Origin of the sequence: Hungatella sp. SL.1.14 (assembly GCF_024460495.1) — a bacterium.
Classification (GTDB): Bacteria; Bacillota; Clostridia; order Lachnospirales; family Lachnospiraceae; genus Hungatella; species Hungatella hathewayi.
Window position 1 is genome coordinate 16,115 of sequence record NZ_JANFYJ010000037.1, and the last position, 25,175, is coordinate 41,289.

The following is a 25,175-nucleotide window of genomic DNA, read 5'->3' on the forward strand; positions in this document are numbered from 1 at the left end:
TTTATCCCTCCAAAAATTCTCTCGGATCTGTCACACAGCCTTTTACTGCCGAAGCAGCCACTGTATAGGCAGAACTTAAATACATAATCGCCTCAGGACTTCCATTTCTTCCCGGGAAATTACGGGCATGTGTTGAAATCATGGCTTCATGCTTTGACATCGCCCCCATATTAATTGCCTGGTTGGACCCTGTACTGGCTGGGAACCAGGAAGCTCCAGCCTGATGGAAAGTCTCCACGATACCTTCTTTCAGACATTGTTCAAACACTTCTCTGCTGCTTGGCACCGCATTGAACTTAACTCCTGGTGCCAGCTTCCTGCCTTTTAATATCTGTGCGGCCTGTCTGAAATCTTCCAGTCGTCCACCTCCATGACCTCCCAGCTCAGCCCACTGAATCGGCCTTCCGTTAAAGCCTTCCGCCGGTTTTACATTTCCCAGAGTTGGGGAAGCCGCCACCTGTGGTTCCAAATCACTGATGTCAAATGTCATGGTCCGCTCATATTCACAGTCCGGATCAGATGTAAAGATTTCAAATGGTTCATCCGTATATTGTTTTATAAACTGGATTGTCTTTTCATCCGGATCAATAAATCCACACTTTCCTCCAACATCAATCGTGATCAACGGAAACAGCCAGCGATCCCAGACATCCAGATCTTCTATAAATTGACCGGTAAAATGAAGCGCCCGGTAAACAGCACCGCCCTCCCCTATCTGGCCAGTCAGCCAGAGGGCCACATCTCTCGGTGTGACTCCGAATTTTGTATGGCCAGTCAGCTCAATTTTAATTGTTTTCGGAACCATAAACCACGCTTTTCCATAAGCCATCACTGTGGCTGCGTTGGAATTATTTCCCAGTCCCGTCGCAAAGCAGCCCATTGTTCCATGCACCGGCGTATGACTGTCAGAGCCCACAACGATTGTGCCGGGTTTCACAAATCCATTTCTAACACCTACATTATGAATATTACCGGAACCACAATCAAACAGATGAATCTTGTGTCTCCTTGCAAATTCCCGATTGCGTTCCAGAACATCAGCTCTCGCTTCAGTCGGCGGCGAAAAATGATGATCAAATACCATAGCCACGCGTTCTGGATAGCGCATCTCTTTTTTCACTTCATTCTCAAATACATTGGCAGTTATATATCCACTTAAATCATGAAGCAGCAGCGTATCTACATTTGCAACCACTACATCACCTGGTTTTACGCTTTCCTGCCCACTGGCTTTCGCCAGAATCTTTTCTACCATATTCATAAAGCAATTGCCCCCTTACCTGTTACACAATACATTTTCTCACAGTAAATTCCGTCCGACTTACAATAAGCGGAAACAGCAACAATCTGGTTCTCGCACAGTTCTTTTACCTCTTCATTTAAATTGGAAATCGCATCCGCAGTAACCCGCTTTACAGAGATTTCGTACCCTTCCATATTTCCTGCAGTCTCTGCTCCCGGTATCAGCCACCCTGCCGCCCTATCTAACAGAGCCTCCGCCTGTTTATAATTAATGCCGAAGGGCTGCGCCAGGCTTACCCATACTCCCAGATACTGCATTAAACCATATAAAGTCCAGTGTCCCCCCACGTCTTCTTTCATGACAGGAAGACCGAATTCCTGTCCATCGTAAGCAGCATACAAGACGATATCCATTGCCCCATTCTTTCTTGCGTCATATTCGATTTCTGCAGCAACTGTCTTAGAATTGCCTCCACGGTCATATGCCGCTTCCCCCTGGATGAATGCGTGTTTTAAAATTGCAGCAGCCTTTGCAGCAGTTTTTTTATACGCTTCATCTGTATTCTTCAGAAGCCCTGATACTAGAGAATCCAGCATCACTGGATGAAAGCCATGATTCTTCAGCTCTTTTATCACTTCTGCCATTACATACTTACCGATTATTCCAATCGTTCCTCCAAGCGGGAACTTATCCTTTAATGACTCTGCAATTTTTACAGGCACTTTAAATCCAGCGGCAAGAAGATTCTCCTCTTTTAAGCCTGTCAGTGTACTAATCCATGGATTTACACGGTTGTTGTGTCCCGTTACCATATAAAATTCATCCGCTGTAATCACCGCAGCGCTGTTGCACCAGTAGGGTGCATAATTTACATAAAACGATAATTCATCTGCGGAATAGACATCGCCATATATAACCACCGCGTCCGCTCCTGCTTTTACAGCTGTTTCCATCAGTACCCTGCGCCTGTTTTCCAGTACGCCTGCAGGAAGCAGTTCTTTATTCCAATCCATATATCCCCGTTTCAAATTCTCCTCCTCATTACACCTCGAACAGTTTACGCTCCGTTACAGAAAGCAATTCATATCCATCTTTCGTAATCAGAACCGGATCACCAAAAACCATATAACCACAAAGTGGACTGAAGGTATTCGGGTGAATCACCACCACCATGTTCTCCTTAAGTACCAGATCCGTTGACTCCAAAACCAGTGGCATCTCATCTAAATCCAGTCCATGACCATGTCCCCGAACTCTGGTATACTTTTCTGTACAATACTCTCCATATCCATATTTGCGGAACACATCATTCTCAGCCTTTGCCACATCCCGGATATTTACCCCCGGACGGATCATATCAAAGCCTGCCTGCTCCGCCTCCAAAAATATCTCAAAGGCCTTTTTCTGGTTTTCTTTCGCCCTTCCTTTTACACATGTACGACAGATTTGAGCCCACCAGCCATTGACCTGCGGTGTAATTTCAGTACGCACCATATCGCCGGGACGCGCTGTACGCATCATGGGAGGCGTCATTCCCCTCACATCATCTCCGCCTGTGGCCAAAAGCATAAAACAGTCTTCTGCTCCGTGCAGTTTTAAATAATGCTCCACCTCAGCTACAATCTGATACTCGTTCAGTCCGTCCGCAACTCCCTGCATAAATACAGGCCAAACCTCATCAGCCAGCCGGACCGCCTGCCTTAAATAGCTGATTTCTTCCTCCGTCTTCTGCATCCGTGCCCGTTCCAGGCAGCCTTCTGCGGATACGGTCAATGCCCCTGCTTTTTTTACTGCCTGTTCGAGTGCAGCTGTCATATATTTCGATCCGGATACTGCCAGTGTCTTCACATTTCCTTCCATCAGGAGACGTTCCACTGTTTCAGCCGGCTGATCCGCATGACATTCTGCGTGTTTTATAGCGGAACGGTTTTTTAACAGATCCCAGTCGGCGCCATAGATAATATGAACTTCTTCTCTCGACGCCAAATACAGGATAATGCCAAATGGACCAATAAAATTTTTTTCTGTTAAAAAACGGTAGTTCTCCTTATGCCACTGCGGACTGTAAACCAGAAATGCATCGGCATTTAAAGATGCTGCTACTGCCTTTAGCAATTCAATCTTATGAACCTTCATGGCATTTTTCCTCCATTTCGGCCTCCAGCTTATTCATTAATCCCCCTGCAGTCATAATATCCAGAAGAAATTCAGGAAGAACCATACCCGATATTTGGGCCCCCTTCGTCTTGTTTTCCACAACCCCAGTGGAAAAATCCACCTCCAGTTCATCTCCTGGATCACAGAATTCTGTAATACCGGGGCATTCCAGAATCAGTAGTCCTATATTAATGGCGCTTCTAAAGAATATACGTGAAAAACTTTCTGCGATAATCAACTTGACATCTGAATATTTTAAGGATGCAGGAGCCCATTCTCTGCTGGAATTACAGCCAAAATTCCTGCCGGCAACCATAATTTTTCCACGTTCCATTTTTTCATGAAAATCAGTATCTATATCAAGCATACATGCTTCCCGAAACCCTTCCGGAGTCAGTGCCTTCACGTGTTTTGTATGTATAATCTGTTCGGCAGCCACATTATCCGGATATATCTCAAATACTTTATCATTCATACGCATAAGAATCACCTCACACCTTTCTTGGATCTGTAATTTTTCCCGTCAGTACGGAAGCTGCTACAACGGCAGGAGATGCCAGATAAATCTCTGACTTCGGATCCCCCATACGCCCGACCATATTACGGTTTGATGTGCTTAAACAGACTTCACCCTCTCCCAATAATCCATAATGGCCTCCACCGCAGGGACCACACTGCGGGTTGCACCAGATTGCTCCTGCTTCGAGAAAGTCCGATACGATCCCTTCGTTTACACATTGTTTAAAAATATCCCTGGAAGCGGGCAATATCTGAAGCCGGACTCCGTCTTTAATCTTCTTTCCTTTAATAATATCGCGGGCAATGCGAAAATCCTCCATACGGCCATTGGTACATGTTCCCAACAACGCACGCTTAAATGGGATTCCCTCCACTTCTCCAACGGGTACTGAATACTGAGAGCCACCAGGCTTTGCCACCGTAGGTTCCAGTGCACTCCCGTCTATTTCATAAATCTTTTCATATACAGCGTCCGGATCAGATCTTACGATTTCATACTCTCCCCGGGCCCTGCCTTTTAAGTACTCTATAACCTTCTCGTCCGCCTCAATAATTCCGTTCTTGGCACCAGCCTCCACTGCCATATTACAGAGAGACATCCGGGAATCTAGGCTCATCCCTCTCACGGCTTCTCCTGTATACTCCATGGTCATATAATTTGCTCCATCCGCCCCAATCAGCGCCATAATGTGGAGTGCCAAATCCTTTCCAAGAACCATGGGATCCAGCTTCCCATTAACCCTAAACAGAATAGCTTTTGGCACTTTCATCCATATTTTTCCTTTATTAAATACCCACGCCATCTCTGTTGATCCGATGCCCGTAGAAAATGCTCCAAGCGCCCCATATGTCGTAGTATGTGAATCTGTTCCCACATATGCCTTTCCTGGAAGCACATAACCCTTTTCAGGCATCAGCTGATGACAGATTCCTTCTCCGTTGTAACAGGTAATTCCCTGCTCTTCTCCAAACTTTACCGTATCCAGTATCATATTGGCATCCAGAACACGGCTCGGCGGAACTCCATGGTCTGCAAATACAATTGCCCGGTCCTTATCCCAGACTTTCAGCCCCATATCACGGAATTTATCAAAAAATAACGGCCCAAGTTTCTCATGTGTAAATGCCCGGTCAACAGAAACATCTATAATCTGTCCAGCCTCTACGTGATCCAGCCCTGCAGCCTTTGCCATAATTTTTTCTGTTATATTCATTCGTCTTCCTCCTCACATCTATTCATGATTCGTATTGCTTTTTTAGGACATACGCCCAGACAGAAGCCGCAGCCAATACATTTTTCAGGGTTTACCTCATACGTTCCCTTTCTGCCGGTCTTTATCGCATTACAATGCGCAATCCTGGTGCATAATCCACATCCGCTGCAGCGTGTTTCATCTATAGCAGCAGCTACCTCTTTATAGACCATCTGCCCTGGTTTCACCACATAATTAAGAGCCAGCCCGCGCATATCCTCCAACCGTTTATACCCCTGTTCATCCATGAAACGTTTTAAACCATTCACACAGCCGTCAAGCAGTCCAAATCCCTGTTCCATAACAGCAGTACAGATCTGTATGGATTCTGCTCCGAACATAATCGCCTCGACGATATGGCTCCAGTCTGAAATTCCACTTCCACCCATTAATCCTGCTTCTGGAACAGCAGCAGCAATATCGGCCAAAAAGCGATGGGAAAAGCGCCGACTCCACGGACCAGTACAACCGCCAAAATTACCGTATTCAGAACCCGGATATAAAAACCGCCCTCCATGATAAATATCTATACCGGGAGCAGACCGATATCCCGCATGAATATTAATAATGTCTGCGCCTGCCTCCCTGCAGGAAAGCGCTACTTTTACTGCTGTACCGCTTTCTGTAGACAGCTTCACTGCTACCGGAATTTGAACTGCCTTCTTAACTTCTCCGGTCACAATTTTGCATGCTTCTGGATCCGCCCCCAAATTGGCTCCGGAAACAGAAGTTTTTATATCTGCTGACAAAAGATTAGGACAGTTAAAGTTAAGTTCTATCGCATCCGCTCCCGCCTGTTCCAGATTGCGTGCCAGTTCCCCCCAACTCTCCAGCTTTCCGGGTGTTCCCGACATATTAGCCAGGACTGCAAGGCTGGTCTCTTCTTTTGTCTTTCTTATTAAATCAAGTGCTTCATCTGGATTCAGTCTCGGATCCCCGCTGACCGTCACCCCAATTTTTCTGTCATAGAACCATCTTGGTCTGGCTTCAAATCTCTGAGACATCATCGTATGCTTAATCGCAGCTCCCGCTGCACCGTGTTCCTCAGCCTCTTTTAATAAAGATAACTTTGCTGTAAGGGGGCTTGATGCAATCATAATTGGATTTTTAAGTTTAAGTCCTCCGCAATTTACACTTAAATCTGCCATATTTTCCCCTCCTCTACAACAGGCACAAACTAAGCGCCGGCACAAACGTCAGGAACATTAAAGCTATAAACATAATGATAATAAACGGCATCAGCCCTTTTATCACTTCTGACACAGGCAGAGCTGAAATTTTACTCAGTACATACAAATTTGTTCCTACAGGCGGTGTCAAAAGTGCCAGTTCCAGATTAACCGTAAGCATAATGCCTAAATGGATTGGACTTATTCCCAATGCCGAAGTCACCGGCAGGATCATCGGCACTACGATTAATATAATTGCCCCCGGGCTCATAAAGAAACCTAAAAGGAATAATACACAGTTTAGCGCAATCAAAAGACCGGCAGAATTAATTCTGGCTCCCAAAACAATCCCAAGAATCATCTGTGGCAGCTTTTCCATGGTAATCAAAAAGCCAAAAAGCGTTGCTGTCATAGTAATGGCAAGAATAAATGCACTTGTTCTCACAGAATCGTAAAATATTGTCTTAAATTCTTTCAGTTTTACGTCTTTGTAGATAAACAGACACACGATGGCGGCATAAATCACAGACACGGCCGCTGCTTCCGTAGCCGTACAGATTCCACTGTAAATTGCACCTAAAATAGCTACCGGCATAATTAGTGCCCAAACTGCTTTTTTAGAAGTATGGGCTACTTCTTTCATAGAAAACTTACCTACATCTTCTTTTCCATAGCCGTTTTTCTTGCAGTATACATAGATATATACAACCAGAACAACTGCAATCAACAAACCAGGCACAATTCCTGCTTTAAACATATCGGTAGTAGAAACTTCTGCCGTACACGCGTATAAAATCATAATGGAACTGGGCGGAATAATGATTGCCAGTGTTCCTCCTGCTGCAATCAGCCCCGCACCGAACGTTTTAGGATATCCCTTTTCCACAAGAAGCGGCAATCCCATGACCCCCAATGCCGCTGCTGCCGCCGCGGAAGCTCCTGAAACTGCAGCAAAAATTATTGCCGCGCCTACAATAGCCATAGCCAGTCCACCCTGGATACTGCGGAGCAAAGAACTTGCCCATTCCAGCAAATACTTTCCGATACTGCTCTTTGCCATAATATTTCCACTGACTACAAAAAATGGAATTGCCAGCAGACTATATTTGTTGATACTGTAAAACATTTTACTGGCCAGGGATGATGTGGCAATTATATCAAACCTGGCAATTGCTATGATTGTTGCCATACCCAGTGCAAAACTGATCGGAACTCCCATCAGCATAAAAACCCCCATCATTACAGCCATAATAACCAGCGGACTCTTACTGAGAACAACGAACGCTACGATAACCGCCGTAACCGCCAGAAGAATAAGGGGCATTGGTGTCCTGGCAAACGAAGGATTTGTAAATACGGTTTTTCCATCCTGAACTACTTTGACTAACGAATTAATAAGCATCAGTATACCGGCAATTACCATCATGCTAAAGATAATCCACATCGGCGTATGAAGAAGGGATTCAGACAACACTCCCGATTTATATGCTCCGGATACAAAATGAACAGATGAATTCAAAAAAATAATACAAAAAGCAAATGTGATAACAGAAATATAAAGCTTAAGCCATTCTCTATTTTCCGGTTTTTTTAAACTGTCTTCAAACAGCGTAATACTGATATGTCCGCGTTCCCGAATCAGTATTGCATTTCCCAACAGCATAGTCCAGGTAACAAGAACCGGTGTCCATTCTGTAGACACATATACAGCCGTATTGAAAAAATATCTGGCCAAAACCTCATAAAACAGCAGCAGGATTGCACTTCCTAAAAAAAGAGCACTGATATTATCTTCCAGCCAGCCAATCCCCTTTAAAACAGCCGAAATGACCCTCGTTTTTTCTTTTACATTCTCCATGTATTCCCTCCAATACATCGTCAGACAATTACTTTGTAACTTCGTCCACTTTGGCCTTAACCGCATCGATTACATCACGCCCTACTTCTTCTGCCATCTTGTCGTATACCGGTTCCAGGGCACTTTTCATCGCTTCAATATCATCTGGAGTCATTGTATAAACATCACAGCCCAATTCCGCACACTTTTCGAAAATCTGATCGGTGTCCTTCTGAATATCAATTCTCATTTGCTCCACGGTGCTGTCCACTGCTTTCAAAACCTTAGCCTTTACATCCTCGGGGAGGCTTTCGAGCCATTCCTCGTTGCAAACGAGATAACCGATCGTAAGAGCCATCATTCCCGGATTCGTTACATAATCCTGAACTTCATTAAAATTTCTGGCAAGAAATACGCTGGTAGGTGTTACCATGCCGTCAATAACCCCCTGTTGTACAGAAGAATACGTTTCTTCAGCAGGCGTCGTAATAGAGGAGGCTCCAAGTTGTGCCAGGTTCATAGCTTCCATAGTTCCAGGCGCTCTCATCTTTAATCCCTTAAAGTCCCCTGGAGATTTAATCGCGTGCTTATTATTTGCAGCCATGGAAATACCTGAGTTAAACATACCCAGCAGTTTCAGACCCGAATCATCTAATTTTCCATATATCATTGAATTAATCTGAGGATCTTCCAGCACTTCATATGCTGTTTCTGTATCTGGAAACAGGTATGGAAGTTTTACAACCATTACAGATTTACTCACCGTCTCCATAACACCGCCTGTACCAAAGAACATCTGTATGTCCCCGTGTTCACACGCTGTAATCTCCTCCGCGCCAGTATAAAGCTGGGCTGAATCATAGCCATCCACTTTTACACCGTCTCCCAATTCCTTCTTGAGGTTTTCTTCCAAAAGTGCCATACCCTTTCCCATCTGCTGATTAGGATTCTGTGTTGTGGTAACTTTAATGCTGATTGTTTCTTCGGACTTAGATGCCGATGTCTCCTGCTTTGTCTTTGCAGCCGGCTGTTCAGCTGCTGTATTGCTCTGTCCCCCTCCAGAACAGGCCGACAAAACCATAATCGATACCAATGCCAGTGCCGCAACCCTTTTCATCTTCCTCATAACTCCTTCTCCTTTCCTTGCAGTTCAACATGTCATGGTTTTTCCGTACTTTTTAAAACAGTCTAAGCTGAATTTTTCTGACTGCCTCCTTCAGCAGCTGTAAATACCGCTCCGTATTTTCCTGTGTATACCGGTCAATTACCGAGCTTATCGACAGAGTCCCCAGCATCTCACCGCTTATGGGGTTAATCACAGGTACCGCCATGGACCAGCAGCCTTCATATCTCTCCTGAACACTGACGGCATATCCGACTTCCCCGCATTTCTTAATTTCTGCATCGAGTTTTTTTAAGCCTTCCGGACTGACCTTCCCCTGCTCGATCATGTACTTTTGTGCTTCCACATATTTCTTTGGTGAGAGTCCCGAGGCAAGCACCTTTCCTGTGGATCCGATGAAAAGCGGATTGTGAGTTCCAATCTTCACATTTCTTATAATAGCCATGTCTCCTTCCACCCGATAAACACATGTCCGTTCATAGCCTACCAGTACATTAATTGAAACAGTCTCCCTGATTATGGAATTTAGTTCCTGCGTTACTGGTATAGCCACATCCAGAAAATCCCTGTCCCCCAATCCCGCCAGACACATACGAACCAGCTTACCGGACAACAGGTATCCTCTGTCTGGATCGTAATCCACCATCCCGCAATCCTGCATCATTCTCAAAAGTCTGTGCACGGTACTCCTTGGAATGTCCACATGGTCGCTGATAATGTTCAAACTGTTATTTCCCCGTGTCTGTGTGATTGCTTCAAGGATCATAAATGCTTTCTCTATCATAATTTTTACCTTCCTTTCGTGTTGTCCCATTTTACGGGACACCTGTTTCACACCGGTATTATAGAGGAATGTCTTTTAAATTGCAAGCGTTTTTTGGATATTTTAGATATTTTTTTCTTGATTTGCTTATAAAAATTGAGTATATTATAGAGATTAGCGATATCTTTTTATTTTATCATGGACAAATTATATCATTTTTACATTTTTATATGTGAGTTTTACTGCCTTTTTTAATTTCCATTTTTTTACTTTTTTATTCCTTAATTAAATCAGGCACACTTTCTTCCCATATCAATCTGTGCTATGATAAAAGAAATATACTTTGGGTTTAATCCGGGAGGTAATTGTATTGGGTAAAAAGACACTGGCTGAAATAGAGTCACTGACCCGCAAAATACTGACTACGTACTTTTGCGACTCTGACATGGAATTTATGATATCGACATTTGCAGATGATATCATATGGCTTGGCGGCGGAGAGCACCAGAAGGCGGAAGGAAAAGAAGCAGTGGCCGCGGTATTCCGCAGTGGAAAAGATGGTATGATTGCCTGCAGCATGTACGATGAGCAGTATCATTCCATCGATTTAGGCGGCGGTTCCTACTTATGTGAAGCAGTCAGCCGTCTCTTAAGCAAACCGGAATCCGGGGCCTACTTAAACACCCAGCAGAGAGCCACCTTCGTTTTCCGCGAAAAAGGGGATGGCTTAGAGACAGTCCATATTCACAACTCTGTCCCGTTTTCGGAGATTCATGATGACGAACTCTTTCCGGTGGAATCAGGCCGCGAGGCCTTTGAACGTCTTAAATCTGCCCTGGACACGAAAAAACAGGAGTATGAGCATCAGACGCGTTTTCTGGAGCAGCTGTATCATACGCTTCCCTGCGGTATTCTCCAGTTTTCTACAGATCCGGCCCATACTATCATTTCAGTCAATCCCATGGTATGGAAATTTTATGGATATGATTCTGAGACCGAGTACCGGGAAGCCGTCAGTAACCCGCTCCAGAAGGTTGACTTACAGGATCAGGAATGGATTTCCACACTCCTCGACCGGCTGACCCTGAATGGGGAATCTGCATCTTACCGCCGTCACTGTATCAGGAGAGATGGGGAGGAGGCCTGGATCAATGTCGTTATGGGACGAATCATCAACAGCAACGGTATGGAGGTCATCCAGGCGGTATTTACTGATATTACGGAACAGATGCGGCTGGAACAGGCGCAGGAACAGGAGCGGGTACTGGAGAACCGTTTCCTGCGTGCTGCGATCTGCACTGCTTATCCCTTAATCGTAAGTGTCAATCTGACGCAGGACACCTACCACTGTTTTCTAAATGAACAGGCGGAGTATCAGCTGAGTCCGGATGGATGCTTTACGGAGCTTTATGCCAGTTGTATTCCAGATATCTACAGTTCCTATCAGGCTGACTTTGCCAGCACCTTCAGCCCTGAAGCTCTCCAGCGCCGCTTCTCTGCCGGAGAACAGGAAATCTATATGGAGCTGCAGGGACAGGGACAGGATGGGAAGTACCACTGGCTGTCCCTTCACGCAATTGCCGTGGAAAATCCCTTTAACGACGATGTTCTGACGATCTGTCTCGTCAAGTTTCTCGATGAACTCCGTCAGGAACAGGCCCGCCAGGAACAGCTGCTCCGCGATGCCCTTGCCTCCGCCCAGGCAGCCAGCCGCGCAAAATCAGACTTTCTTTCCCGCATGAGCCACGATATCCGGACTCCGATGAATGCCATCATAGGCATGAGCACCATCGGACAGATCAAGCTTCATGATTCCAGAACCGTAAAGGACTGCTTCCAAAAGATTGATACTTCGTCCAAATACCTTCTTTCCCTGATCAATGATATCCTGGATATGTCCAGGATTGAGACTGATAAGATGGAAATCGCCCATGATCTTTTTGATTTCAGGGCGTTTGTGGAAGAGATTAATCAGATTATCTATCCGCAGACACTGGAACGGGAGATTGCTTATGAGATGCGTCACCGGGAACCTTTGGAAAGCCACTATATTGGAGATTCCCTCCGTATGAAGCAGATTCTCATGAATCTCCTGTCAAATGCACTGAAATTTACACAGCCGGGCGGTTCTGTCTCCGTCGATATAGCAGAGGAAAAACGGACCAACGGATACGCCTATATTCAGTTTGTCATTGAGGATAACGGAATCGGAATGTCAGAAGAGTTCATGGATCGGCTCTTCCAGCCCTTCGAGCAGGAAGCTCCCGGCAATGCCCGGAACAATGTGGGGAGCGGCCTCGGCCTTTCCATCGTCTACAGCCTCGTACAGCTGATGGGCGGTACCATCTCCGTCACGAGTCACAAGCAGGAGGGAAGCCGTTTCACCGTCACCGTTCCCTTCCAGCTGGTAACCGATAACGAGGAGCAGGAATGGGAGCGGAAACGCCAGAATCTCCTAAAAGGGTTCCAGGTACTGGTGGTAGACGACGATCCTTCTGTGGGCAGGCAGACGGCTCTGATTCTGGACGACATCGGGGCAGCCACCCGCTGGGTGGACTCCGGTATCCGCGCCGTCCGGGAAGTGGAAAACGCCATGGCGGAACACTGGATGTTTGATATCGCCATGATCGACTGGAAGATGCCGGGGATGGACGGCATCGAAACCGCCCGCCGGATCCGCCGTCTGGTAGGTCCGGATACCATGATTATCATGATAACCGCATATGACTGGCGCGGCATTGAGGAGGAGGCCCGGGAGGCCGGAATCGATTACTTCATCGCCAAGCCGTTATTCCGTTCGACAATTTACGACACACTTTTAAAACTCGACAGAAAGGAGGCTCCGGAACCAGCCATACCCGATTTGCAGACTCAGGAATCTGTACTGGTGGGGGCCCGGATTCTCCTTGTCGAAGACAATGAGCTTAATCAGGAGATCGCAAAGACGCTTCTGGAGATGAACGGCGCAGTCGTAGATGTCGCCGGAAACGGTGCGGCCGCCATAGACTGCTTCAGCAGTCATGATCCCGGAACTTATCAGGCTGTTCTAATGGATATCCGCATGCCTGTCATGGACGGTCTGGAGGCTACCAAGGGAATCCGTGCCCTGGGCCGTGAGGATTCTGACTCGATACCGATTTTAGCCATGACTGCCAACGCCTTTGAAGAAGACAGGAAAAAGGCATTCGAAGCGTCCATGAACGGTTATCTGATCAAGCCGTTGGATGTAAGCGTGCTGATCCACGAATTGGAAAAAGCAATCAGAACGTAAGATTAAAAAATGGGAAGTGAAGCGCCCTGTCCGGCGTCCACTTCCCATTTTCTGTTATTTTCCGGCAGGTTTCATTTCCCCGCAGCTGCAATCGCATCGATCATATCCATATACTCCGCACAGTACTCTCCGTACATGGACGTGACCGCCTCCTGAAATCTGGCCTTTTCCTCCGGAGACAGCTCCACCACCTGACAGCCTGCATCCCGCACCTTTTTCTCAGAACTCTGTTCCCGTTCTTCCCACAGTTCCCGTTCGTACAGAGAAGATTCCCGGGCGCATTCCCGTATGATATCCTGATCCTCTTTCGTCAGCTTCTCCCATGTGACCCGGGATATCAGCTGAAGCTCCGGAACCCGGTTGTGTTCATCAATCGTATAATATCCAGCAACCTCGTAGTGAGTGGTGGATTCATAGGAAGGCCAGTTATTCTCCGCCCCGTCGATGAGTCCGGTCTGCAGGGCAGAATAGACCTTATCATAGGCCATGGGCACCGCAGAAGCCCCCAGCGCCTCTATCATTCCCACCATCAGCTCCGACTCCTGGACTCGGATTTTCATGCCCTTCATGTCCTCCAGCTTTGTGATCGGCTTCGTCGAACTGTAGAAGTTGCGGGCTCCCGCATCGTACCAGGAGAGGGCTACAAGGCCGGAACCGTCAAAGGAATTTAAGAAATCGTCTCCGATCTCCCCATCCAGAACCTTCCACATATGTTCCCTTCCCGTATAGAGATAAGGCATCTGCAGCACATTCAGCCTGGGGACAAATTCCGCCAATGGCGTCAGGGACACACGCGCAAAATCGACTCCGCCGAACTGTATCTGCTCGATTACCGTCTTCTCATCGCCCAGATTGCCGTCCGCCTTGACCAGAATCTTAATTCTCCCTCCGGTCTTCTCTTCCACCAGATCAGCAAATCTGCAGGCCCCCTGTGTTGTGGGATAGTCTTCTGCCTGATTCTCTGCATACGTAAAAACGAATTCAGGAGCAGAAGCCATTTTCTGATCTTCCTTCCGTCCGCCGCATGCAGTCAGAATAACCATTGCTAAACCAAACAATAACACCGCCTTTATTCTCACAGCACAGTACCTCCTTTCTGCCAGTTTTTTTCCGCAATGGCCTGGAAATACTTGTCCAGCCGTCTGCACCTGCCGTTTTTACGCAGTTTCTTACGTCCTTTGAAAAATATCCATACGATATTCTGTAGGACTCTGTCCCGTAGTCCGTTTAAATACCTTTGCAAAGTAATTGGAGTCCGCATAACCGACTGCTTTACCGATCTCTTTTACGTTCACGGTTGACTCCTCCAGCAGCTTCCCGGCTTCCTCCATCCGGACCTCGGTCAGCTTATCCTTCTATCTTCTGCTTCTCTGTTTTCTCTATCAGCCGCGCAATTCCTTCTTCCGTATAGGAGAGAAGCCGCCCGAACTGCCTGGCGGTCTCATAGCTTTGCTGTCTGGTGTATGTGCCGTCTTCCATAAGCCGCTTCTGTTCTTCTTTCAGCCCCAGGTACGCCTCCAGCACCTCGTTCGTGCTGTAAAACAGATAGTTATACGTCCCCCGGTTCAGTTCTTCAGGAAATAAATCTGTCAGAAATGCTTCATCTTCCGGATAGAACAGGATCCCGTATGAATCACAAATCCGTTTCACCTCCGGCAAAAATGAGTCCCGCTCCTCCTTTGTGGCGCAGGGATGGCTCATGGCCAGCTTCTTTACTCCTGCCGCCACCATCTCACAGAAACTGTCCATAGCGCCCAGATGATAGGAATACCGGTCGATTTCACGGCGTGGCTCCTCTGCCTCCTGATAAAGCTCGTATTCCTCCCGGTCCAGCGACAGCGGAATTCCGGATTTGCTTGTAACGTTGACGCCTCCGTACCAGGTGCTGTCTACCGTGAAAATATCGCCCGGCTTGTATTCCAGGGAAAAATCATTGTTTTTCTTTATAATTCTGATTTTCTGATTCTCCATTTTATCCTCTCTCATCTATGTTATAGTCACCTTATTTGTGTTACTAACCATTTTACCATCAAATACCGTTTTTTTACAGATACTTTCCGTAGAAACACAGGCGATTCTATGATTTTTTGATGAATAGGAGATCTGTCTTCACAGACGCCAGGACAAACTCCTGTTTTGAAGCTCCGTCATATGACGGTAAATTCCATTCTCCTCCAACAGCTTCTCCGGCGTTCCCTGTTCCGCCACGCATCCATCCTTTAGCACAATAATCTGATCGGCGCCAGCCACAGTCCGCATCCGGTGAGCAATAATCAGCACGGTCTTATCCTTTACAAGATTGGAGATGGCCTCCTGGACCAATGTCTCATTTTCCACATCCAGGGAAGCGGTAGCCTCATCCATAAGTATGATCGGTGCGTCCTTTAAGAGAGCCCTGGCGATGGACAGCCGCTGCCGTTCGCCGCCGGAAAGGGTGGAGCCGTTTTCTCCGATTCTGGTCTGATAGCCCTCAGGAAGACGGCTAATAAATTCTTCGCACTGAGCTGCCCTGGCTGCCGCCAGGACTTCTTCGTCGGAGGCCCCCTTTCTGCCCAGACGAATATTTTCCATAATCGTATTGTTGAACAGAACTACGTCCTGGAATACGATGGAGAAACTCTTCAGCAGCGTCTCCGGCTCTATTTTGCTGATGTCACTGCCGCCGATGGTGATCCTGCCCTTGTCGGCATCCCAGAACCGTGCGGCCAGCTTTGCGCTGGTAGATTTTCCTCCTCCGGATGGCCCCACGAGAGCCGTAACCTGCCCCTGCTTCGCAGTGAAGGACACCTCACGCAAAACCGGTTCCCCTTCCTTATAAGAGAAGCCCACCCGGTCAAACACAATATCATAGCCATGACAGTCGGCGTCTTCTCTCCCCTGCTGAATCTTCTGTTCCTCAATTGTCTTCATCCTCTCCACAACAAGCAGCGTGGAATATACGGCAGACAGGTTCTGAAGGCAGCCGCTGAGCGGCTGGTACAGTCTGGTCGCAGCCAGCATGAACATCAGAAAGATCATAAAGCTTATGGAACCAGACACAAGAAGAGACGCGCCAACCAGCACGGTAGTTGCCATGCCGATCTTTAAGATCATCTGAGCCGAGGTCACCAGCGTGCCGTTTAACAGTTCCAGCTTAACTGTAACGGATTCCACATCCATGATTTTCCGGTCCAGCTTCTTTAGATAATCCGCGCGCTGGTTATTGGCCCTGATATCCTGAATATTTTCAATGCATTCCTGGATACCATCGGAGGCTGCGATCTTTTTCCCCTTCTGCCTGCGCTCCATCCTGTCCACAAGCGGTCTTGACAGAACTGCCAGCAGAATTGACACTGGAGCAACCCATAACACCGCAATTCCCATCCTCCAGTTTGCGGCAAGAAGTCCGATTCCGATCAGCACTGTGGAAATCAAAGCTCCGATCAGTTCCGGGATAAAATGAGAAAATGCTTTCTCCACAAATGCACAGTCCGCCATAATTGTGGTTGTCAAATCGGCCAGATCTCGTTTTCCAAAAAACGACAGAGGCAGCATACGAAGCCGTTCCGCCAGTCTGATTCTCATATCGGCGCTCTCCTGATAGGAGGAGAGAAACGTCGCGTTGTACTGCAGATATTCAAAGAAGCCAATAACCGCCAGCAGAACCACGCTGATTCCCACATACCCGCCGATTCCCAGGTCCGGGGGGACAAGACCGATGAGGGGGCCGGTCAGCCGCTCCATAAACAGGAACAGGATTCCCATCGGAAACATCAGGCTGATATTCGTCAGGGCACAGCAAACGATTGCTTTTGTCAGATCTTTTCCCCCCTGCTCGCTCAATGCAAATTTTTTCTGAAGATATTTACTCATGCCGTTCCACCTACCTTCCATTCTGCCGACCTCTGGTAATCCTCCCACATCCTGGCGTACAGTCCGCCGGATGCGAGAAGCTCGTTATGGCTTCCCTCTTCCGCAATGCGTCCCTTCTCCATCACAAAGATGCGGTCCGCACGGCAAATGGTGGACAGCCTGTGGGCGATCATGATAACCGTCTTGCCTTCTGCCAGTTTCTCGAATCCCTGTTGAATCAGGTACTCATTGTCAGGATCTGCAAATGCAGTCGCCTCATCCAGCAGAACGATGGGGGCATCCTTTAAGATCGCTCTCGCCAGGGCGATCCGCTGTACCTCGCCTCCCGATAAATAGACTCCCTTTGTGCCGACGACGGTATGGAGCCCCTGCGGCATTTTCTCAATGATATCTTCGCATCGTGCGGCTTCCAAAGCCCGCCTCACCTCTGCCTCCGCAGCCTGGGGCCTGGCTGCCCGTATGTTATTCAGCAGGGTATCCTTAAATAAGTGGCAGTCCTGAAATACAAAGCTGACCTTTTTCATCAGTTCTTCCGTACCGATCTCACGCACATCAGCACCTCCTATGGTGATACTTCCGCTACTGACATCGAAAAATCGGGGAATCAGGCTTACCAGTGTGGTCTTTCCGCTGCCGGAAGCCCCCACTATGGCCGCGGCAGTCCCCTGCGGAACCGTAAGGGAGACTTTATCCAGAGCTGCAATACCTCCCTTCCGGTAAGAAAAGGTCACATCCTGAAACTGAATCGTATAATCCTTCGGCTTCTTCGGGACTGGCGGTTCGGAAAGCGGCTCTTCCTTCAGAATTTTTAAGACGCGGTTCATGGCATCTCTGGCTGCCATGGTATTTTCACTGGTCCACATGATCTTATCCATCATTGCCACACAGATCGGGCTGAACAGAATATAAAAGATAATATCCAGCGCAGCAGCCGTATAGGAGGCCCCTCTGGAAATATCACCGGCCAGCAGAATTCCGGCGGGAATCAGTATGGCAAAAATCCCGTTGATGCTGACTGTATAGGCACACATGGGAATGCGCAGGGAGATGGTATAATTCACCGCCCAGTCCCGATACCGTAGAATCGAATCGTGAAAGCTCTTAAACGAAAATATACTCTGCTGAAACGTCTTAACCACCGGAATTCCCCGGACATACTCCACCGCTTCGTTATTCATATCTTCCAGGGCATTCTGATACTGCCGCATACACTCCGCCATCCCGGTTCCCATCATGCGGCTTAAGAAAAATACGCCCACACCCATAGGAACCAGGCTGATCAGGCCAAATCTCCAGTCAAAGACCAGAAGAAGCACGAGAACAGCGACAGGCGTTACGACAGCCCCGGCCAGGTCCGGAAGCTGATGGGCCAGATAAGTCTCCGTCTGCCCGGCTCCGTCATCGATAATCCGGCGAAGCTTTCCGCTTCCCTCCTGTTTAAAATATCCGACCGGCAGCCTTGTCAGATGGTGAAGTGCCACGGTCTTCATATTTCTGGCCGTGCGGAACGCCGATAAATGAGTACACATAAGCGCTCCAAAATATAACAGCATGCTGATCAGTGAGGAGGCCACCGCCAGCCAGCCCCAATAAACCAGGTGCCGGTTGTCCAGTCCGGTATTCCAGGACAGAACCACCTCTTTTACGACATTCCACATGCACAGATAGGGCGCCAGCGCAATCACGGAACTGATTCCCGATAAGACACAGCCGGCTCCCGTAAGGAACCGGTATTTTCCGGCAAAGGTCATCAGCGTGACTTTCTTTGTCTCCGGAAGCCGTGTCATGATTTTCCTGTTACTGCTTTCCATTTTTCATCCTCCTTTTTGTTGAATTGTAACTTGTATCGTAACTCGCATCGTCTCCCGCCGTTTAGTTAGTTTTAACTAACCATATAGTACAATACGTACCTGTCTACAGGTACTATTGCATCTGATTTATCTGTCTTCCATTCCTGACTATGAAGGCAGATTCAGGATCTTTTTCCACCCCGCATGCTGGAAACGGCTTAAGATGAGGGAGCAGGACACTGCCTCTTCCCGCGGGATATCGTGGTCTACAAACTCCTGAATCTGCCGAAAGAAGGTGCTGCACACGATATGGATCAACGCGTCTCCCAGTTTGGGGACCGGATAACCCATCTGCTCTACCGCCGCCACAAAATCATGGCATGACCGCTCCTCCACCTCGGCCAGCCGGTCAAAGAAGCGTTCTCCACAGCCGGGAGCGCCGCAGCACAGAAGCAGCTTAAACGCCTCGAAATGGTCATAGATGTAATTCACCAGCCACGGAACACACTCCTCCGTCACAACATTCAACATAGCCGGCTGCTCCTCGGGCGGAAGCGACGCAAAATCGCTGTGTACCTTTGTATACAGTTCCACCAGTTCCTCCGCCGCATCTTCCGTCAGCGCCGCAAACAGCGCCTCCTTCCCTGCAAAATAACCATAGATTGCGCCGGTGGTGACCGAGGCTTCTTTGGCAATCCGCCTTAATGAAGCCTTCTCATATCCGTATTCCATAAATTCTTTCCTGCCGGCCTCCAGAATTGCCGCAGCCGTATCCCTGTTTTGGGTACCCATTTATTACCTCAATTCTGCTCTGGTTCAAGCGTTTTTATAACAGTGTTATATAACATCGTTATAATACGACAAAATCAGAAAACAGTCAATACAGCTTACTGAACCATTTTTCTCAGTAACTGTCATATTTACATGGAATGAGAATTGCTATTTCCCCAATTATTCAGTATAATAAAAAAGCTGTGTATCAGCCGCCCGTTTTCAGGTTCCGGCCTTTGGCGTATACACACGAGAAAAGAACATATTATTGGGGGTTATCACTTATGAAAACTAACAACAAATGGGCCAGCAAGATGGGATTTATCCTGGCTACCGCCGGTGCGGCCATCGGCCTGGGCAATCTCTGGAAGTTCCCGTATCTCATGGGGCGTAACGGCGGATTTCCGTTTCTGGTCGCCTATCTGTTTTTTATCTGCATTCTGGGCGTTCCCGTTATGATCACGGAGATGTCCCTGGGACGAAAAACCGGAAAAAACCCCGTTCTTGCGTATGACACGATTCACCCGCACGCCAGGATCGTTGGCTATTTCGGTGTTCTGGCGGCCTTTGTCATCCTGTCCTATTATGCGATTATCGGCGGCTGGATTATCAAATACTTTGTCAGCTATGCAACTGCCTTTCAGGCTCCGGCCGATTTCGCGGCATTTACAGCGAAGCCGGTGGAACCGCTGGTCTGGTTTTTCATCTTCATGCTGATTACCGGGCTGATCTGCTATTTCGGTGTAAATGGAATTGAAAAGGCCAGCAAATTCATGATGCCGGCGCTGTTTGTCATCTTGATCGTCATCATCATCCGCGGCGTCACTCTGCCGGGAGCCGGAGAAGGGCTTGCGTTTATCTTTTCACCAAAATTTGAAGCGTTTAACATTACGTCGGTCAGTGCGGCTCTGGGACAGGTCTTCTACTCCTTAAGTCTCTGCATGGGTATCACCATTACTTATGGAAGCTACTTAAACAAAGAAGTCAGCATCCCGAGAAGCTGCATGAATATTGCCGCGCTGGACACCACTATCGCCGTGCTGGCGGGAATTGCCATCTTCCCGGCTGTATTTGCCAGCGGCTTAGAGCCGGCCTCAGGCCCCAGTCTGATCTTCGTCACGCTTCCAAAGGTTTTTGATGCCCTGAAGGGCGGAACGGTTTTCGCTGCCCTTTTCTTTTTACTGGTGCTGTTTGCCGCTGTGACAAGCGCAGTAGCTCTCCTGGAGGTATGTGCCTCCTTCGTCATGGGAACGTGGCACTGGAGCAGAAAAAAAGCCGTGCTTCTCTTAGCCACGGCCATCTTCCTGCTTGGAATCCCCAGTTCCCTGTCCTTCGGACCACTGGCGGATATCTCCATACTGAATTACAATATCTTTGATTTTGTCTGCATGCTGACGGACAACATCTTTCTCCCTCTGGGCGGCATCTTCATGTGTTATTATGTGGCCTGGAAATGGAGTCCCAAAAATCTGATTGCGGAAATCGAGCAAAACGGTGTGCGCTTCAGACTGGCAAAAATCTGGGTTTTCTTAATCAAGTTTATTACTCCGGTGATGGTCGCCATTGTAACCATTACAGGGTTCATTGCCATTTATCATACAGTCTCGGGGCGGTGACAGACCCGTCTGAATATTTATACTGTGACAGGAATATACATTACCATATCTTATTTTACCTGAACATGGAGGAATTGGAATGTGTACCGCAATCACTGTCCAGACACCGCAAAGAGAAGTTTATTTTGGACGCACCATGGATTTTTCCTATCAGCTGGAACCGGAGCTGTATTTTATTCCAAAAGGATATGAATGGAAGAATCTCCTGAACACTCACAAAATCAGGAATCAATACAGTTTCATGGGAATCGGCCAGGACATCTCACGGATTATCTTCGCCGATGGTGTCAACGAGATGGGGTTTGCGGCTGCAATGCTGTATTTCCCCGGTTACGCCGTTTACGATCCCATCGCCTCACCGGATTCCAGGGGACTTTCCATTACTGCCCTCGAGGTCGTCAGTTTTCTGCTGGGAATGTGCCATTCTGCAGATCATGCCGCCTCTCTGCTCCGCTCTGTCAGAATCGTCGGTGCGGAAGACTCTGTCACCCATTCCATTGCACCGCTTCACTGGATTATGGCGGATCAAAGCGGTAAATGCCTTGTCGCGGAAAAAACAGCAGACGGCTTACATATTATGGAGAATCCCATAGGGGTGCTTGCCAACAGTCCTGATCTTCCGTGGCATCTGACCAATCTCCGCAACTACATGAATGTGACGCCGGATCAGCCTCCCGAGAGAGAGTGGGATTCTGTAAAGCTTACGCCATTTGGACAGGGAGGAGGAACATTCGGCCTTCCGGGAGATTATACCTCGCCGTCGAGATTCGTGCGAACCGCATGGCTAAAGAGTCACACCCCCATTCCGGCTGACAGGCAGGCGGCTGTAAACACCTGTTTTCACATTATGAACAGCGTCACCATTCCAAAAGGAGCCGTCATGACCTCCCGCGGTACGCCCAGCTATACCCAGTACACGGCATTTATTGATCTGTCTGCAAAAGAATATTTCTTTAAAACATATGATAACAGCCGGTTTACATCTGCCAAACTGCCTTCGGCGTCCGGCGGTGATCTGAAAGCGTTGCCGCTGGTAAGTTTGAATAAACCAACACAGTTTGACCGTCTGGAGGTATAGTGGATCTGTGTGTTTAGATTCATGTCCATTTCCCCGCTAATTCCTCCAGACTCTTCACAGGAGGCATACATCTGCTGCCGCTGCAGAGATAAAAAAGAGATCCGGCTTCCGGCAGCGGGTAATTTCCGATATAGGGCGCCAGCTTCGTCAGCTCCGTTTCATTGTCTGCCGTCTTCACCACAACGGTCAGTCCCGGCACGGTTTCTGCCAGATATGCCAGACGGCGAGCCAGAATGCTCAGCGTTTCACCGCTTTCATCAGGTGAAACCGTGCACACCAGTTCCCTGGAGGGATACAGGACATTCATCATCGTCAGCAGCGCAAAACTGTGTCCGGACGGATATCCCTCCATAGCGCCTGCCAGATAATGCAGCTGTTGATTCAATACATCCTGCCATTTCGTCTCCCCGGTGATCCGGGCCAGCTGATACAGTCCTAAAGCTGCAGCTGAATTTCCTGACGGCACTGCACCGTCATAAGTCTCTTTTGTTCTCACAATAAGCGGTTCCCCGTCTTCCGCAGTCATCCAGAACCCGCCCCGCTCCCGGTCAAAAAACTGCTGTACCATGGTTTCCGCCCATTGGGCTGCCCGCGTGAGATAATCTGTCTGAAATGTCACCCTGTAAAGTTCCAGCAGGGCAAGAATATAGCAGGCATAATCGTCCAGCTTTCCCTCCCCCGCAGAGTCTCCTTCACGATAACGCACCATCAGCCGTCCATTTCGTACGAGATTTTCATGGATAAATGTCTCCGCCCGGACAGCCATATCCAGATAGTTTGTATCATCCAGAACTGCTCCTGCCTTCGCGCACGCGCAAATCATCCAGCCATTCCAGGAGACCAGTATCTTATCATCTCTGTGAAGCCGGGTACGGGTGATACGGTAATCATACAGTTTTTTTAAATCCGGGCTTTCGTGATTTTCCCATACCGCTTCATACGCTTCATTTTTCAGCAGATTGGGGATGCTTTTCCCTTCAAAATTCCCACGTTCAGTAATTCCGTAGCAGCTGCAAAAGTCCGTTCCCGCGTCCGGGCCCAGAATCCGGCATATTTCCTGAGGAGTAAATACATAATACTTTCCTTCTACCCCTTCACTGTCTGCGTCCTGCCCGCAATAGAAGCCTCCTTTTTCATCTGTCAGTTCTGCCTCCACATAAGCAAGAATCCGGCGGGCCACACGTTTATATCCATTACGTCCAGTCAGGCCAAACGCTTCCACGTAAGCCATCACAAGCAGCGCATTATCATAAAGCATTTTTTCAAAATGCGGCACCAGCCATGTTTCGTCCGTTGAATATCTGGAGAACCCGCCTCCAATGTGGTCAAAAATTCCTCCCCGGTACATCTGTACCAGCGTTGTTTCCGCCATCGCAAGCGCTTCCCGCTTCTTCTCCCTTACGCCATACTCCATCAGAAAGATCAGGTTATGGGGTGTCGGAAACTTAGGTGCACCGCCAAAGCCCCCATTCTTTTTGTCGAAATCACCCAAAAACTGCCGAAACGCCTGATGCACTGCGTCGAGTCCAGGCTCTGCCGACATGGTGATTCGTTCCTGCGCTTTTAAGTGAGCTTCGATCTGCCCCGCACTGTCTAAGAATGTTTCCCTGTCCGCCTTCCACTGCCCGGCCACCGCGGTCAGCAATTCTTCCAGCCCCACACGGCCATATCTGGCATAAGGCGGAAAATACGTTCCCGAAAAGAACGGTTTGCAGTCAGGAGTCATAATAATCGTAAGCGGCCAGCCACCCTGTCCGTTCATTGCCTGACAGACAGACATGTACACCGCATCCACATCCGGCCGCTCCTCCCTGTCCACCTTTACGCAGACATATTCCCTGTTTAAAAGTGCTGCAATCCTGTCATTTTCAAATGATTCCTGCTCCATTACGTGACACCAGTGACAAGTACATCCCTGCAGACACGTCAGCTGTACCCAATAGATAGAAAAACGGGCTTATCCTCAAGCCGCGCTTTCTCAAATGCTTCCCCGCCCCACGGATACCACTGCACAGGATTATAAGCGTGCTGCAGCAGATACGGCGACTTTTCATTGATTAACCTATTGGGTATATTCTTATGATTGTCCACAGGACCACCTCCTTTCTGTAAAAAGAGGGCATACTTGCAGCTGCAAATACACCCCCTGTAAATGATCTGAGATTGATGGTTACCCTGTTATGTTCTCACTGACTGCGTTAAATTATACGCGGAACCAGCACTTCTGACTATTTCCCGGACTGGATAAAAGAAATCAGATCTTCCACGTTCTCAAACTTGTCGTAATCCCCGTTTATTCCCTCGCTGTGATACATGACTCCATTCTTTTCATTGCGCTCCAGGCAGTCCAGCAGGGCTTCCACACCATACCGCTGAATAAATGTTCTGAATCCAAGCGGCTTTATTTTCCCCAGCAGCCCTTTTGAACAGGATTCCTCACAGACGTAACAGCCTGCGATTCCTTTTTCCATAGAACAGTTCCTGTTTTCACACCAGTTCCGATCCGCACATTCACCGGAATTACAGCCTGCACATGTATCGTTTGCCGAACAAAGACAGCAGGCAAGACCACATCTTGCGATACCCATTTCACGTTTCATTTGTAACCCTCCTCGTATAATAAGTTTATAGCCAAGCAAAACAGGCTATAGACTTATTCTTTTTGTGGTATAGATGTAAGGATATTCTGTGATGTCATATCAGGAGGGGTCTCCTCCAGGAGCGCTGGTTCAT

20 protein-coding genes and 1 pseudogene are annotated in these 25,175 nt (G+C 48.0%); 3 read left to right on the forward strand and 18 right to left on the reverse strand.

Features of this window, described 5'->3' with window-relative positions:
* Position 1: 1 nt before the first annotated feature.
* Genes NE473_RS27240 through NE473_RS27280 form a run of 9 tightly spaced genes read right to left on the reverse strand, consistent with a single transcriptional unit; the run spans position 2 to position 10,085 of the window.
* Positions 2–1,261 carry a 3-isopropylmalate dehydratase large subunit gene (locus NE473_RS27240; protein WP_055652195.1) on the reverse strand — a complete coding sequence of 420 codons (1,260 nt, stop codon included), beginning with the start codon at positions 1,259–1,261 and terminating at the stop codon, positions 2–4.
* Positions 1,258–2,271, reverse strand: coding sequence for a hypothetical protein (locus NE473_RS27245; RefSeq protein ID WP_055652194.1), 1,014 nt, complete (start codon positions 2,269–2,271; stop codon positions 1,258–1,260). Before NE473_RS27245 ends, NE473_RS27240 begins: the two co-directional genes overlap by 4 nt.
* Before the next feature lie 13 nt (positions 2,272–2,284).
* On the reverse strand, positions 2,285–3,379 hold the full coding sequence (locus NE473_RS27250; RefSeq protein WP_055652193.1) for a M24 family metallopeptidase: 1,095 nt from the start codon (positions 3,377–3,379) through the stop codon (positions 2,285–2,287).
* Positions 3,366–3,875, reverse strand: coding sequence for a LeuD/DmdB family oxidoreductase small subunit (locus tag NE473_RS27255; RefSeq protein WP_171038732.1), 510 nt, complete (start codon positions 3,873–3,875; stop codon positions 3,366–3,368). Before NE473_RS27255 ends, NE473_RS27250 begins: the two co-directional genes overlap by 14 nt.
* 16 nt (positions 3,876–3,891) lie before the next feature.
* Positions 3,892–5,133 carry a 3-isopropylmalate dehydratase large subunit gene (locus NE473_RS27260; protein ID WP_055652191.1) on the reverse strand — a complete coding sequence of 414 codons (1,242 nt, stop codon included), beginning with the start codon at positions 5,131–5,133 and terminating at the stop codon, positions 3,892–3,894.
* The gene (locus NE473_RS27265) at positions 5,130–6,320 is read right to left on the reverse strand and encodes a 4Fe-4S binding protein (protein ID WP_055652190.1); all 1,191 of its coding nucleotides are present in this window, start codon (positions 6,318–6,320) and stop codon (positions 5,130–5,132) included. Before NE473_RS27265 ends, NE473_RS27260 begins: the two co-directional genes overlap by 4 nt.
* A gap of 13 nt (positions 6,321–6,333) precedes the next feature.
* A complete protein-coding gene (locus NE473_RS27270; protein WP_055652189.1) occupies positions 6,334–8,199 on the reverse strand; it encodes a TRAP transporter large permease in 1,866 nt (621 codons plus the stop codon).
* A 28-nt stretch (positions 8,200–8,227) separates the two neighbouring features.
* On the reverse strand, positions 8,228–9,304 hold the full coding sequence (locus NE473_RS27275; protein ID WP_055652188.1) for a TRAP transporter substrate-binding protein: 1,077 nt from the start codon (positions 9,302–9,304) through the stop codon (positions 8,228–8,230).
* Between the two features lie 52 nt (positions 9,305–9,356).
* Positions 9,357–10,085, reverse strand: coding sequence for an IclR family transcriptional regulator (locus NE473_RS27280; protein ID WP_055652187.1), 729 nt, complete (start codon positions 10,083–10,085; stop codon positions 9,357–9,359).
* A 349-nt stretch (positions 10,086–10,434) separates the two neighbouring features.
* On the opposite strand from NE473_RS27280, the gene NE473_RS27285 reads away from it, so the two are divergent.
* Positions 10,435–13,335, forward strand: coding sequence for a response regulator (locus NE473_RS27285; protein WP_055652186.1), 2,901 nt, complete (start codon positions 10,435–10,437; stop codon positions 13,333–13,335).
* 71 nt (positions 13,336–13,406) lie between these two features.
* Here NE473_RS27285 and NE473_RS27290 read toward each other — a convergent pair whose 3' ends face one another.
* From NE473_RS27290 to NE473_RS27315, 6 genes and pseudogenes are all read right to left on the reverse strand, one after another.
* Complete coding sequence (locus tag NE473_RS27290; RefSeq protein ID WP_055652207.1) at positions 13,407–14,378, reverse strand: TRAP transporter substrate-binding protein; 972 nt, start codon at positions 14,376–14,378, stop codon at positions 13,407–13,409.
* Between the two features lie 126 nt (positions 14,379–14,504).
* Positions 14,505–14,681 (reverse strand): annotated as a pseudogene (locus tag NE473_RS27295) (helix-turn-helix domain-containing protein); the annotation flags it as partial.
* Position 14,682: 1 nt separating this feature from the next.
* A complete protein-coding gene (locus tag NE473_RS27300) occupies positions 14,683–15,306 on the reverse strand; it encodes a hypothetical protein (RefSeq protein ID WP_022031262.1) in 624 nt (207 codons plus the stop codon).
* Positions 15,307–15,444: 138 nt separating this feature from the next.
* On the reverse strand, positions 15,445–17,187 hold the full coding sequence (locus tag NE473_RS27305; protein WP_055652184.1) for an ABC transporter ATP-binding protein: 1,743 nt from the start codon (positions 17,185–17,187) through the stop codon (positions 15,445–15,447).
* A complete protein-coding gene (locus tag NE473_RS27310; RefSeq protein ID WP_055652183.1) occupies positions 17,184–18,998 on the reverse strand; it encodes an ABC transporter ATP-binding protein in 1,815 nt (604 codons plus the stop codon). The genes NE473_RS27305 and NE473_RS27310 overlap by 4 nt, the downstream gene beginning before the upstream one ends.
* Positions 18,999–19,145: 147 nt before the next feature.
* Complete coding sequence (locus NE473_RS27315) at positions 19,146–19,769, reverse strand: TetR/AcrR family transcriptional regulator (RefSeq protein WP_006771236.1); 624 nt, start codon at positions 19,767–19,769, stop codon at positions 19,146–19,148.
* 263 nt (positions 19,770–20,032) lie between these two features.
* Between NE473_RS27315 and NE473_RS27320 the strand changes: the two genes are divergently transcribed.
* Both NE473_RS27320 and NE473_RS27325 read left to right on the forward strand, forming a co-directional pair.
* A complete protein-coding gene (locus NE473_RS27320) occupies positions 20,033–21,364 on the forward strand; it encodes a sodium-dependent transporter (RefSeq protein ID WP_022030569.1) in 1,332 nt (443 codons plus the stop codon).
* A gap of 79 nt (positions 21,365–21,443) precedes the next feature.
* Positions 21,444–22,442, forward strand: coding sequence for a choloylglycine hydrolase family protein (locus NE473_RS27325; RefSeq protein ID WP_055652182.1), 999 nt, complete (start codon positions 21,444–21,446; stop codon positions 22,440–22,442).
* A gap of 19 nt (positions 22,443–22,461) precedes the next feature.
* Here the strand turns inward: NE473_RS27325 and NE473_RS27330 are convergent, their stop codons facing one another.
* The 3 genes from NE473_RS27330 to NE473_RS27340 all read right to left on the reverse strand — a co-directional run bounded on the left by NE473_RS27330 (position 22,462) and on the right by NE473_RS27340 (position 25,042).
* Positions 22,462–24,330, reverse strand: coding sequence for a thioredoxin domain-containing protein (locus NE473_RS27330; protein ID WP_055652181.1), 1,869 nt, complete (start codon positions 24,328–24,330; stop codon positions 22,462–22,464).
* 38 nt (positions 24,331–24,368) lie between these two features.
* On the reverse strand, positions 24,369–24,533 hold the full coding sequence (locus NE473_RS27335) for a DUF255 domain-containing protein (protein ID WP_006771232.1): 165 nt from the start codon (positions 24,531–24,533) through the stop codon (positions 24,369–24,371).
* 137 nt (positions 24,534–24,670) lie between these two features.
* Positions 24,671–25,042 carry a hypothetical protein gene (locus NE473_RS27340; RefSeq protein ID WP_022030566.1) on the reverse strand — a complete coding sequence of 124 codons (372 nt, stop codon included), beginning with the start codon at positions 25,040–25,042 and terminating at the stop codon, positions 24,671–24,673.
* Between the last annotated feature and the right edge of the window lie 133 nt (positions 25,043–25,175).